We start from the raw sequence: 12819 nt of genomic DNA on the forward strand, positions 1-12819 counted from the left end.
ATGCAGAAAAAAACGCTTGGCCTTATTGCCTACATCATCTTCTTAATGCTGCCAATTTACTGGCTGCTGATGATGTCTTTCAAAACCAACGAAGAGATTCTGGGCGGATTAACCTTTTGGCCGCAATCACCAACGCTCGCGAACTACGCGATCATCTTCTCTGACCCCAGTTGGTATTCAGGGTATTTGAACTCACTCACGTACGTGACCATCAATACCTTGCTGTCACTGGCTGTTGCCTTACCCGCTGCCTATGCGTTTTCACGCTATCGCTTCGTGGGCGACAAGCATCTGTTCTTCTGGCTACTCACCAACAGAATGGCGCCACCTGCCGTCTTCCTGTTGCCTTTTTTCCAGCTTTACAGCTCCGTTGGCTTATTCGATACCCACATTGCGGTCGCACTTGCCCACTGTCTGTTTAACGTGCCGCTCGCGGTGTGGATTTTGGAAGGCTTCATGTCTGGTGTGCCGAAAGAGATCGACGAAACCGCCTACATCGATGGCTACAGTTTCCCGCGATTCTTCGGCCGCATTTTCATACCCATGATCCGCTCTGGCATCGGCGTAACCGCGTTCTTCTGTTTCATGTTCAGTTGGGTGGAGCTCTTGCTTGCCAGAACGCTGACATCTGTTAACGCCAAACCCATTGTTGCCACCATGACACGAACCGTCAGCGCCTCTGGTATCGACTGGGGCGTACTCGCTGCCGCCGGTGTACTGACCATTGTGCCGGGGCTGCTGGTGATTTGGTTCGTGCGTAATCACGTTGCTAAAGGATTCGCGTTGGGACGCGTTTAAGGAGAATCACATGAATTGGATGGCTTGGACTCAACCCAGTGCACTTTTTTTTATCACCATCGGCTGCATTTTGCTGGTGATGACCACTTTCGAAGTACTCCGACCGTGCGTTGCTCGTAAAGGCTTTCTGCCTATCACAACCACACGGGGTGATCGACTCTTTATAGGCCTACTGAGCAGTGCCTATATACACCTTTTCTTCATCGGTATGACAGATCTTGCCATATGGTATCCGTTTGGGATTTCCATCGTTTGGCTCGGTATTGTTCTACGCTGGGGTTAGGGAAATACGTTAAAGGAGCTAAAAACTATGAAGCACTTACCTGCATCAAAGCAATGGACGCCTCTCGGATTCCTAATCGGGATGCTGCTTGCGCCAAGTGCGCTGGCAGACCAATACAAAGATGCTGCGCAGAAATGGGTATACGATGAATTCACCCCTTCTACGTTAAGCAGCAAGCGCCAACTTGAAGAAATGGCGTGGTTTACCAATGCCTCAAAAGCGTTTCGGGGCATGGAAATCAAAGTGGTCTCAGAAACCATTACCACCCATGAATACGAGTCAAAAGTACTCGCAAAAGCCTTTGAAGAAATCACAGGCATTAAAGTCACCCACGATTTGATTCAAGAAGGCGACGTGGTAGAAAAACTGCAAACGGAAATGCAATCGAACCGCAGCATCTACGACGCCTACATCAATGACTCGGATCTGATTGGTACGCACTTTCGCTACGGTAAAGTGTTCCCTATCAGTGATTACATGGAAGGCGAAGGCCGCACCATTACCTTGCCAACGCTCGACATCGGCGACTTTATCGGTACCGAGTTCACCACCGGCCCGGACGGAAAACTCTATCAACTGCCCGATCAGCAGTTCGCCAACCTTTACTGGTTCCGTGCCGACTGGTTTGAACGTGATGATTTGAAAAAACAATTCAAAGACATTTACGGCTACGAGCTGGGTGTGCCCGTCAACTGGTCTGCCTATGAAGACATCGCAGAATTCTTCTCTGTCCATGTCAAAGAGATCGACGGCCAACGCGTTTACGGCCACATGGATTACGGGAAAAAAGACCCGTCACTGGGCTGGCGTTTCACCGATGCTTGGTTCTCGATGGCGGGGGCGGGTGACAAAGGCATTCCAAACGGCAAGCCTGTCGATGAATGGGGCATCCGTGTCGAAGGCTGTCGCCCTGTGGGTTCCAGTGTGGAACGTGGTGGCGCAACTAACGGCCCTGCCGCTGTATACGCAACAACCAAATACGTGGATTGGCTGCGCAAGTACGCGCCACCAGAAGCACAAGGCATGACCTTCTCAGAAGCTGGCCCTGTTCCCGCTCAAGGGTCGATTGCTCAGCAAATCTTCTGGTACACCGCTTTCACCGCCGACATGACCAAGCCAAATTTGGCCGTGGTAAACACAGACGGCACGCCGAAATGGCGCATGGCCCCTTCGCCTAAAGGCCCGTACTGGGAAGAAGGCATGAAATTGGGCTACCAAGACACAGGCTCGTGGACGCTGATGAAAGCGACCGATCCGAAACGTCGTGCCGCAGCGTGGTTGTACGCGCAGTTTACTGTGTCTAAAACCGTATCGTTGAAAAAGACACTGGTTGGCTTAACGCCAATTCGTGAATCTGACATCAACTCGCAAGCGATGACGGATGCCGCGCCAAAACTTGGCGGCCTCGTCGAATTCTACCGCAGTCCTGCCCGAGTTCAGTGGACACCAACAGGAACTAACGTGCCAGATTATCCCAAACTGGCGCAACTGTGGTGGCAATTCATTGCGGAAGCTGCAAACGGCGAAAACACACCACAAGAAGCGCTCAATGGCTTAGCAAAAGCGCAAGATCGCGTGCTGCAACGTCTAGAGCGTGCCAATGTTCAAGGGGAATGTGGCCCGAAACTCAACGACAAACGCGATGCGTCTTACTGGCTAGAACAACCTGGCGCACCAAAAGCCAAACTGGCCAATGAGAAACCTCAAGGTGTCACCATCTCGTATGACGAGCTGCTGAAATCTTGGAAAACAGATTCACCTCAATAAGTTGCGCTTAATGGACTCGCAGAAGCATTCATGCGCTTCTGCTTTTCCACTCTGAGGATGAAGCCGTTCGATTCGAACGGCATGATGATGAAACGTGATACCACGTTGCGTAAGCAAAACGCCTGCAGATGCAGGCGTTTTTTATTTTGGTTTGCCCGTGACGAAACCCTTTGGATTTAAATTCAAACAATGCAAATTCGCATAGCTGACTCACCCCGTATCTACAAAATAGGCGCATAATCAAGAAACTGCGTGCATGGCTTTTCAATTGCTAAAGCAAACAAAGGAGGCGCAGCGAATCCAAGGAGAGGAACGTTGAAAAAATTTTTCAAGATGTTATGCGTCTTCACAGCTATTGCTATCTTTGGCTTTGCCAGTTTGTGGTATTGGTCGTTTACCAGTATTGAAGAAACAAAAGCAAAAGCCATCCCATTTATCCAACAGAACATGCCTTTGATAATGACTTGGGATGCGGAACAATTCAGCGAAATTCTGACGCCAGAAGCGCTGGCTATCTTTCAAAGCGAGAGGGGCAAGAAAATATCTGCCTACCTTTCAACGATAGGTAAACTCGTCCGGCATGATGAGCCTGAATTTGTACAAATAAAATCAAGTGTTAATACAAGTGGTAATGGTATTGAGTTGGCGATATTTAGGGTGCCAGCTTTATTTGAAAATGGGTCAGGTCTTCTAACCATCATGTTGGTAGAAGAGAATGGTGAATACCTCTTTCATCATATTCAACTGAATTCGGATTTCTTTATTAAATAGCCACCCAGCATTCACCCCCAAAACAAAACGAGCCGCTTTTCACCAGAAAAGCGGCTCGTTGCTTACCTTGCGCCTTAAATCGTCTGAGCTTGCTCTTCAGAGGCACCTGGCATGTGCAGTTTGATGACACGTTCGAGGTTAGCTTTGCTCACAGGCTTGGCGATGTAATCGTCCATGCCGGATTTCAAGCACTCTTCTTTGTCGTGCGCCGTGGCATTTGCCGTTAAAGCGACAATCGGCGTTTGTGGCGCAAGATCATGGTCACGAATCAAACGCGAGGCTTGGTAACCGTCCATGATCGGCATTTGGCAATCCATTAAGATCAGATCGAACGCTTCGGCTTCACACAAATCAACGGCAATTTTCCCGTTTTCTGCGACAACAACGTCAACACCCAGCCGCGTTAACATGGCTTCGGTTACACGTTGGTTAACCAAGGTATCTTCCACCACCAAAATACGACCTGAGTAGGTATTGTTAGTGTTTGAACCCAAACGGTTGCTCGCTTCTTTAAGAGGCACCACATCCAATTGCGGTTGTTGGCTACGAAGAATACGTATCAACACGTTTTTCAAATCGTTAAATTTGTACGGACGCGACAAGTAGCCTTGGATATTGAAGCTGTCGAGTTTAACCGTGTCATGCACTTCTGGCGCTGCCGTGATCATGATCATGTTCGGACAACGTTTCCCAAAGCGGCTTTGAAGCTGTGATGCAACAGAGAAACCGTCAGTGCCCGGCATCAGCTTATCGAGAATGACAATCTTGAACGGCTTGGACGTTTCAATGCGCTCAGCAATCATTTCTTCCGCATCTTCCGGGTGCACACAACAGGTCACCTGACAGCCTAAGTTGCTCAATTGGGCGCTGGTGATGCGCATGTTTAAACGGCTGTCATCCACCAGCAGCATCGCCGCATCAGAGAACATGAGCGCATCAATCGGCGTCGCTTCTGGCGTTTCAGCGCGGTCAAACGTGGCCGAGAAGTAAAAACGGCTTCCCACGCCTTCTTTACTTTCAAGTTTCAGGCTACCGCCCATGAGCTCCACAATCTGACTGGAAATCGCAAGACCAAGCCCTGTTCCGCCAAAGTTTCGGCTCATGCTGCCGTCTGCTTGTTCGAATTTCTCGAAGATTTGGGATTGTTTGTTCTCTGGAATACCAATACCGGTATCGAGCACCTCAAACAGCACGGTGATGCGATCGCCCGCTTCTTCGACCAATCGGATATTGACGTCGATACGGCCTCGCTCAGTGAATTTCACGGCGTTTCCGACCAAGTTAATCATGACTTGGCGTAACCGCGGTGCATCGCCCATCAGTAACGGCGACAACACGTCGTCGATATTGCAGCGGAAATCGATGCCTTTTTCTTTGGTACGCAGCTTGAACAGGTGTTCGATGTCTTTGTTCAGTTCAAACAGGTTGAGTTCAAGAATATCGAGGTCGAGCTTACCCGCTTCGATTTTCGAGAAGTCGAGAATGTCGTTGATGATGTCGAGCAGTGACAAAGAAGACGTTTCAAGCATCTCTATAAATTCACGCTGCTCTTCATCGAGCTTGGTGCCTTTTAACAAAGATGCCATGCCGATGATGCCATTCATCGGGGTGCGAATCTCATGGCTCATGTTGGCGAGAAATTCACTTTTCTTTTGATTAGCGACTTCTGCTTGTTCTTTCGCGTCGTTAAGCTCAGCGTTGTAAACCCGAATTTTTTCAACGGTGTCATTGTACTGTTCGTACAAAATCACGAGCTCTTCGCCCAAGGCGCGCTGAGGTTGTTTGATGGGTTTCGGCAGATGATCGGCGTCAAACTTGGTCACACTGTGGGCAATCCAAGTCAACGGCTTGACCACATCGGCATACACAATGGCAAACACGATACCGCCAAGGATCAATGTCGCGCCGCCCAAGAACAACAGCAGAATAACAAAACGTTCGGTGAGCGAATTGTAGATACCTTGCAAGCCCACTTCGAGCTGCATATAACCGAGGTTATAGTTCTTCCCGAACTGCTCGTGAACCAACGGCCATTGATATGCAAGTTTAGGCGTGTTTGGAATGCTACCTTGCTCTGCCAAGACGCGTTCATTATCAAACACTTTCACATAAGAGACATCTGGATCACGCAATATGCCTTCAACGATAACACTTAATTGCTTTGTGTCCTCTTGCCAGACACTATTCGTAATGCTGGCTAGGTCCGTTTGCTGGATTAATAGTGCGTGCTCACGTACCTGTTCAGACTTCGCCTTGTAATCTAGATAGAGTGCAAATGCGGCGACCAAAAAAGCAAGTAAGGTACAAACAAGCAATATTCGGCCCACTAATCGGGCTGCGATGCTAACTGGCTGACGAACTTTCTCTTTTTTATTCAACATAGACTAGGCTTATTAGTGTCTTAAAAGTAAAGCATCCTGTTTAAGGATAGCTGCAAACTGACAATTACCAACGATGAATAAAATGACTCGTATGTTTGATAAAACTAATTTCAATGCAACATCCTTATTATTTGCAGTGTCTGCGATTTTATTTAGTCACACTGTCTCTAGCGAAGTGCTCGACTATTATGTCGTTCAGGACCAAGCTGAACCCTTTCAAATCCAAGATAAGGGTACCAACCATCACGGTATCATTACTGACATTCTATACAAAGCGCTTGAAGGGTCTAAATATACCCTCGATATCCATACCTACCCGTTTAATCGAATGATGGCAGAAATGTCTTCAAATCAAGATAAAAATTGGATCACGTATGGCAGCCCTTTGTGGGGTGACATGCAATCAGCGAACCTATCAACGCAGCCTATCTTCGATGTTGAGCACAGCATACTTAGCAGCACAAACTCAACGTTTTCTTATAAGAACCCAGAAGATCTCGATGGCAAGGTTGCGGTGTTATTGCTCGGATTCAACTACCCAGGGCTTGATGGCGAGATTGAGAGTGGTGCGTTAAGCGAAGTTCGCGTTAAAAATCACCAGTCTGCATTTCGTGTCGTCAACCGACTAAAAGACATCGGCGGCTTTGTCGAAATGGACCTTCGTCTCCAATACCATTTGAAGCGCCTTGGCTTCACGAACAAAGATTACAAGCTTGAGAGCATCAGCAATGTCATTCCAAACTATGGCATCCACATTGCCTTTTCTCCGGGCATCGATCACGAAATTAAGGAATTCATTGATAATCGTCTACAAGAAATGGCCGAGAAAAACGAAATAGAAGCCATCATCGCGAAATACCAGTAATTTCTTATAAAAATAGGCGCATAAGGCGCTTCTTTTTATTCCTAGCATGTTCGAAATCAGATGCCACGCGTATTCACGAATAATGCAAAGCGGCAGAAAGGCGAAACACGTAAATATTACGCCAGCCTTTCACACCAATAAAAAACAGGTCGCATAAGCGACCTGTTTTTTATTCCAGACTTTCCTTAACCATTACCCGGCATCTAACACGCCGCGTCGAATCTGATCGAGTTCGATGGATTCAAACAAGGCTTGGAAATTACCTTCCCCAAAACCCTGATTGCCTTTGCGTTGAATAATTTCGAAGAACACTGGGCCAATCACAGTGTCAGTGAAGATCTGCAACAAAATACCCGAACTCACGCTGCCATCGATCAGCACACGCATATTTCGCAGGGTTTCTACATTCTCATCATGGCCTTCCACACGGGCATCAATGTTCTCGTAGTAGGTGTCTGGCGTGTTCATGAATGCCATACCGCGCTGACGCAATGTTTCGACAGTTTGGTAGATGTCATCTGTGCTCAAAGCAATGTGCTGAATGCCCTCGCCGTTGTACTCTTTCAGATATTCTGCGATTTGTGATTTGTCATCGCTCGATTCATTGATAGGAATTCGGATTTTTCCGCATGGCGCGGTCAGCGCGCGGGATTTCAACCCTGTGAGTTTACCTTCGATGTCGAAATAACGGATCTCCTTGAAGTTCGCGATACGATCATAAAAGTCTGCCCACACATCCATGTTGCCCTTCTCGACATTATGAGTGAGATGATCGATGAACTTGAGGCCCGCATCGGAGGCTGCGACCTTTTCTTTCCAATCGGGGTAGTAATCGAAATCAATGCTGTAAATGTCATTGTCACCATAGCGGTCGACGAAATACAGGTACGAACCGCCAATGCCATGCACCGCTGGAATGTTGAGCTCCATCGGTCCAATGCGCGGTTCACAGGCCTCTGCGCCCTGCTTCACGGCGTAATTCATTGCATGAAGCGCATCCTTTACGCGAAACGCCATGGCATTCACGCTCGCACCATGTTGTTTAGCGAAGCCTTCGGCTTGCGAATCATGCTCTCCATTCACAATGAAATTCACTTCACCTTGACGATAAAGCCACACGTCTTTGTGCTTGTGCTTCGCGACTTCGGCAAACCCCATCAATGAAAACAGAGATTTTAACGCATCGATGCCTTCGGCATTCGGGGCGGTATACTCCACAAATTCGAAACCGTCTGTCCCCATCGGGTTGATCGTTTTCACTGTGTGGGCTTCCATCTGAGCCTTGTCTTGATGTGCTGCTTTTGCCATTGATGCATCCTCCATTCGCGCTAGTAGCTACAGTGCCTTGCTCTGTTAGGAATAGCAGTCGGTATAGGACGCAGCCAGAAACGGGCATGGGTTGCCAAGGGAAAAGGTGTAAATCAGAAAATGTACACTGGGATTGACAGTAACCCGCAATATGCCGCGCACATTGCAGGCAACCGAAAAAATTAGACGATATAAATCAGGAGAATAGAAAAAACACGTGCCGTATTGGCGGATGAATTAATTTAATAGCGTTGGATCTTGATACTTTGTGGCCAAATCCACCGGATCCACTTCTTCACCGCTCAATTCTTTGCCCCAATCAGGACCCAGCATGACTTCATCTCTTGCAAGATCCACCAGCCATTCTTCGATGAAGGTTTGCAAAGGAATCGACACAGGTGCGAAGTCTTCCCATTCATCCACACAATGCACAGCAGCCGCATCACGGGATGACCAAAAGGGCATCACGTCCGTGTCTTCATAGATCGCAGAGTCACAGATAACCCAGCCATCTTTACAGTGTAAACCCCATATCTCGCCCTTTAAGCGCGACGCTGAGATGAAATCGCCCAGGGATTCGATATCGCTTGTCGTCATGCCCTTTCTCCTTTTAAACACTCACGCGCGATGCAAGCCACAACTTGGCTCTTCGATATTTCAATCTACGCAGTCATCAGCAGGTTGTGTGTATTAAAAATGAGGATTATGGCCAAGCATTAAAGGAGGGTTAACGCAGAAACTTGCCCTTTGCGTTTCTAAACGCCGCAGGTGTAATGCCAACACGCTGTTTAAATTGCTGCGACAGGTGTTGTTGCGACGAAAATCCACATGCCAGCGAGATCTCAGACAAAGATTGCTGGGTGTCTAACAGTAAACGTTTGGCATGTTCAACACGGCGCGAAAGCACGTACTGATGCGGCGTGCAGTTGAAGCTGACTTTGAACATTCTGGCAAAGTGAAATTCACTAAGCTGGGTCAACGCCGCCAAATCCCCTAGCGAAAAAGAGGTCGGCAAATGCGCTTCAATGTAATCCAGCACCTTGCGTTGATTCGCCGGTGACAATCCACCAACAGACAATGCTTTGTAGATTGGCTGATGGCAGTGTTGACGAATGAGGTGGAGCAACACCATTTGCTGCGCATGAGAGGCCATCAAACCGTCGGTAGGGTTTGACCAATCCAGTTTCAACATGGTTTCGCGCACAAACTGGGTGATAAAAGGATCGTCAACAAACGTGCGTTCTTTTAGCTCGATGTGACGCCCTTCTTTGTCGAACACTTGCTCCGCAAAGTGTTGCAGGTGCGCTTGTTCAAAGTAGAGGTGGTAGAAGCTGAAAGGATCAGCGAATGACCAGTCTGAGTGATGATCGATAGGCATCAAGCAAAGTTTATTTTCACCACCAAACAGATCACCGGTTTGCAGGTTTCGTTTAGTGTTGTGTCCACCCTCAAGGTAAAAGCTCAAGGTGTGGTGGCCGGGTTTGTCATACCTTGCGCAGCCATGACTGTTGCTCCACACAGCCGAACCCATGCCGTTTTCCAGCCACAGTTCGTTGTGCAATTTTGCCGTGTTGTCTTGCAACACATTATAAACCCGTTGTCTCTGAATCCGTTGAGACTTGCCTTTACCCATCACGACTCCTTGATGATGCTCCCCCTAATATACTGATTGCCTATCTGGATGAACACCAAGCAAAAAAGAAAAGCGCAAGAATCTATAAAAATAGCAATTCCATGAAAGAACGACGATCGATTGCGCGTTATCGTGGCATTGCATTAAACCGATGTCTTAACTGTTTTTGATATTTCCTATCGACACGCGACGACGGTGCATTTCATAAAAACAACGTCTTTGGCTAGGCGTCATACCTAAGTAAGCAGCGGGTTGTTTTCATTCCAACGCACTGGGTATGTAAACGGAGAGTGGTAGCGCATGAACGGAATATTATACGCAGCAACCGTGTTTATCTGGGGTTCAACTTGGCTCGCCATTGCTTATCAAATCGGTGACACCTCTGTGGTGGTCTCCGTGGGGTGGCGATTTGGGCTGGCGTCATTAGCGCTGTTTGCTGTGTTGATGTTTCGCAATGCGTTGCCACGCCTCTCTGCCGAAAATCACAAAATGGCCGCAATGCTCGCACTGTGTCTGTTTTCAAACAACTTCCTGTGTTTCTACGCAGCAACGCAATATTTGCCGAGCGGACTCAACGCCGTGGTGTTCTCACTGGCACCTATTTTAAATGCGTTCAATCTGTGGATATTGGAAAAGCGCCGCCCTGCTGGCACCTTTATTCAAGGGGCGCTCATGGGATTCACTGGGGTTGTTTTACTCTTTGCTTCTCAATTTCTCAGTGCAGAAATGGACACCAGCATCTTGCTAGGCCTCGCCCTGTCGTTGGTTGGCACGTATTTCTTCTCTATGGGGAACATGGTGTCGGCTAAAGCCCAGAAGAAAGAGATGCCATTGCTACCAACAACTGCATGGGCAATGGGCTACGGCGCGATTTACCTATTCGTTATTGCGCTCTTCATGGGTGTGCCATTGGATGTGCCAACCACACCGCTGTATCTTTCCGCGCTCGTCTATCTGGCCATTGTTGGCTCAGTCATCGGCTTTAACACCTACCTCGCTTTGGTGGGCAGAATTGGCGCGGCAAAAGCGGCCTATTGCACCGTGCTCTTCCCGCTGGTTGCTCTGTCGCTCTCTACCGTGTTCGAAGGGTATGAATGGACAGGGTTGTCCGCGCTAGGTGTCGTACTCGTGTTGGCAGGTAACCTGCGCGTATTTGGGTTGCCAGAGCCTGTAAAACGTTCAATCAAGCGTTGGCAAAACGCCTAGGATAGTCGCCATCAGGCTTATACCTATTTAATGGGCCGCCAGTTGAATCAGCCACACTAAACAAATCAACAGCGGCCATAACCATGACGGAATACCAAACGAAAACTGCTGTAAGAAGCCGTTTTCTTTTGCAGGGCGTTCACGCCAGTCTGCAACGCGGTTTCGACGAATATAGCGGCCAGGTTCTGTTTGCTTGCTCATCATTAATCTCATCATTTCTTTGGTTGTTAATGACCATTACACACGCTGTAGATGTCAACGCCGTGGCGGAAAAATGGAAATTTGATGAACAAAAAAGGCGAAATGATGGCGGCGTTCACCACATGCCGCTCACATCAGTAAAAGGAATTTAGGATGGATAAGATTTCACTCACGGAGAAATTCTCACTCTTTGATGAAGAATGGACACCCAAGATTCTCGCCGAGTCCAATGGGCAGTTAGTGAAGATTGCGAAAGGCAGTGGTGAGCTGGTGTGGCACAGTCATGAAAACGAGGACGAATTGTTTCTGGTGTGGAAGGGACAACTTACCTTGAAACTCCGGGACAAGGAGATTGTACTCAACCCAGGTGAAATGTATGTCGTACCAAAAGGCGTGGAGCATTGCCCATTAGCAACGCCCGACACGCATTTCATCATGATAGAGCCCGCATCCACGCAACACACAGGCAATGACGTGACGGGCGTGACTGTCGCCACAGACGATCAAACGTGGATTTGACCTGCGCCAGTTAGAGAATGGCGCACGATCTTAGATCGTATTGAGTTTCAAACAACGTCAGGTTTCGAAAAGCTGCGCCTCGATGTCCTTGAACGATTTGAATTCCAACGCGTTGCCCGAAGGGTCATAGAAGAACATGGTCGCCTGCTCTCCCGGCTCGCCTTTGAAACGCACATACGGCTCAATCACAAAGGTTACGCCGTTTTCTTTCAGCCACGCTGAGAGCGCTTCCCAATCCGCCATTTCAAGCACCACACCAATGTGAGGCACAGGCACGGAATGGCTATCCACCGAGTTATGGTGAAGCCGAACTTTCCCTTCTTCACCTATCGTGGGGTCATGGTGGATCACCAATTGATGACCATAAAGATTAAAGTCCACCCAGCAATCGCTGCTGCGTCCTTCGCTACAACGTAAAACATCGCGATAAAACGCGCGAGATTCTTCGAGGTGTCGAACAGGAATGGCGACATGAAAGGGGGTTAGGGCCATACACACTCCTTTGCGTGATGAGAGGACACACATCCACTCTAGCTTAGTTCGCCACGAGAAACGGTAACGTGAACAAGAAAGTGGTGCTGTTAGCTGATCAAAGTGTGTGGCAGGTGTGTCGCTGACGTTTGCTTTAAGTGCGTGGCAATAACGCGTTATCGGATATCAACGCCCACGCTAGATCTTAAAATCATAGCTACGTGCGTTACTTTGCGGGGTGATGGTGTTTTCCACCTGTTTGAGCAGTTCTTGTTGTTGTGTGGTGTACGCAGAGAACTTGGATTTTTGCGCTTCTTGCTCTGCGACGCGGTCAATTAAGCCACGAAAATCACGCTTTTGTGGCGCTTCTTCTTGTGCTGCTTCTGCTTGTTTCTTTTCTTCGCGCTCTTTCCTCAGTAACTCTGCACGTTCAGTCGCTGACAAATTGGAATTATTGACACTGCCCGCAGCCAGTTCATCCCGCTCTTTTGAGCGAGAATTCATGTACGTCGAATTCATGTAGCTGTCATTAATCAGGTTGGGCATGGCACCGTCCAAGCAAATCGCGCAGCGCGTTGAAACAACACACTGACGTTATGAAACCAGTTCCTTAACT

General features: G+C 48.3%; 14 protein-coding genes. 7 read left to right on the forward strand and 7 right to left on the reverse strand.

Annotated elements, in window-relative coordinates; all coding sequences use genetic code 11:
• The 4 genes from EQP46_RS11540 (at window position 1) to EQP46_RS11555 (ending at window position 3619) form a co-directional block, all read left to right on the forward strand.
• Window positions 1–798: a carbohydrate ABC transporter permease gene (locus EQP46_RS11540; protein WP_017007712.1), complete on the forward strand. Its 798-nt coding sequence runs from the start codon at window positions 1–3 to the stop codon at window positions 796–798.
• Between the two features lie 10 nt (window positions 799–808).
• Window positions 809–1081 (forward strand): DUF2160 domain-containing protein, encoded by a 273-nt coding sequence (locus EQP46_RS11545; protein WP_102319198.1) that lies wholly within the window; start codon window positions 809–811, stop codon window positions 1079–1081.
• A 27-nt stretch (window positions 1082–1108) separates the two neighbouring features.
• A complete protein-coding gene (locus EQP46_RS11550) occupies window positions 1109–2848 on the forward strand; it encodes an ABC transporter substrate-binding protein (RefSeq protein WP_129493797.1) in 1740 nt (579 codons plus the stop codon).
• A 315-nt stretch (window positions 2849–3163) separates the two neighbouring features.
• Window positions 3164–3619: a hypothetical protein gene (locus EQP46_RS11555; protein WP_129493798.1), complete on the forward strand. Its 456-nt coding sequence runs from the start codon at window positions 3164–3166 to the stop codon at window positions 3617–3619.
• 74 nt (window positions 3620–3693) lie between these two features.
• On the opposite strand, the gene EQP46_RS11560 is transcribed toward EQP46_RS11555, so the two are convergent.
• Window positions 3694–6000, reverse strand: a complete 2307-nt coding sequence (locus tag EQP46_RS11560) for a response regulator (protein ID WP_129493799.1) — start codon at window positions 5998–6000, stop codon at window positions 3694–3696.
• A 91-nt stretch (window positions 6001–6091) separates the two neighbouring features.
• On the opposite strand from EQP46_RS11560, the gene EQP46_RS11565 reads away from it, so the two are divergent.
• Window positions 6092–6865 (forward strand): substrate-binding periplasmic protein, encoded by a 774-nt coding sequence (locus EQP46_RS11565; RefSeq protein ID WP_240671715.1) that lies wholly within the window; start codon window positions 6092–6094, stop codon window positions 6863–6865.
• A 192-nt stretch (window positions 6866–7057) separates the two neighbouring features.
• On the opposite strand, the gene hppD is transcribed toward EQP46_RS11565, so the two are convergent.
• The 3 genes from hppD to EQP46_RS11580 all read right to left on the reverse strand — a co-directional run bounded on the left by hppD (window position 7058) and on the right by EQP46_RS11580 (window position 9806).
• Window positions 7058–8173 carry a 4-hydroxyphenylpyruvate dioxygenase gene (gene hppD, locus EQP46_RS11570; RefSeq protein WP_129493801.1) on the reverse strand — a complete coding sequence of 372 codons (1116 nt, stop codon included), beginning with the start codon at window positions 8171–8173 and terminating at the stop codon, window positions 7058–7060.
• A gap of 237 nt (window positions 8174–8410) precedes the next feature.
• On the reverse strand, window positions 8411–8770 hold the full coding sequence (locus tag EQP46_RS11575) for a DUF2750 domain-containing protein (protein WP_129493802.1): 360 nt from the start codon (window positions 8768–8770) through the stop codon (window positions 8411–8413).
• Between the two features lie 130 nt (window positions 8771–8900).
• Window positions 8901–9806 carry a helix-turn-helix domain-containing protein gene (locus EQP46_RS11580; protein WP_129493803.1) on the reverse strand — a complete coding sequence of 302 codons (906 nt, stop codon included), beginning with the start codon at window positions 9804–9806 and terminating at the stop codon, window positions 8901–8903.
• Window positions 9807–10106: 300 nt separating this feature from the next.
• Here EQP46_RS11580 and EQP46_RS11585 point away from each other — a divergent pair, with 300 nt between their 5' ends.
• Window positions 10107–11012: a DMT family transporter gene (locus EQP46_RS11585; RefSeq protein WP_129493804.1), complete on the forward strand. Its 906-nt coding sequence runs from the start codon at window positions 10107–10109 to the stop codon at window positions 11010–11012.
• A 27-nt stretch (window positions 11013–11039) separates the two neighbouring features.
• On the opposite strand, the gene EQP46_RS24235 is transcribed toward EQP46_RS11585, so the two are convergent.
• Window positions 11040–11213 carry a hypothetical protein gene (locus tag EQP46_RS24235; RefSeq protein WP_167482764.1) on the reverse strand — a complete coding sequence of 58 codons (174 nt, stop codon included), beginning with the start codon at window positions 11211–11213 and terminating at the stop codon, window positions 11040–11042.
• A gap of 153 nt (window positions 11214–11366) precedes the next feature.
• Here EQP46_RS24235 and EQP46_RS11590 point away from each other — a divergent pair, with 153 nt between their 5' ends.
• Window positions 11367–11732, forward strand: a complete 366-nt coding sequence (locus EQP46_RS11590) for a cupin domain-containing protein (RefSeq protein WP_129493805.1) — start codon at window positions 11367–11369, stop codon at window positions 11730–11732.
• A gap of 57 nt (window positions 11733–11789) precedes the next feature.
• Here the strand turns inward: EQP46_RS11590 and EQP46_RS11595 are convergent, their stop codons facing one another.
• A complete protein-coding gene (locus EQP46_RS11595) occupies window positions 11790–12224 on the reverse strand; it encodes a VOC family protein (RefSeq protein ID WP_129493806.1) in 435 nt (144 codons plus the stop codon).
• A gap of 177 nt (window positions 12225–12401) precedes the next feature.
• The gene (locus EQP46_RS11600) at window positions 12402–12749 is read right to left on the reverse strand and encodes a hypothetical protein (RefSeq protein ID WP_129493807.1); all 348 of its coding nucleotides are present in this window, start codon (window positions 12747–12749) and stop codon (window positions 12402–12404) included.
• Window positions 12750–12819: the final 70 nt, after the last annotated feature.

Origin of the sequence: Enterovibrio baiacu (genome assembly GCF_004120195.1) — a bacterium.
Lineage (GTDB): Bacteria > Pseudomonadota > Gammaproteobacteria > Enterobacterales > Vibrionaceae > Enterovibrio > Enterovibrio baiacui.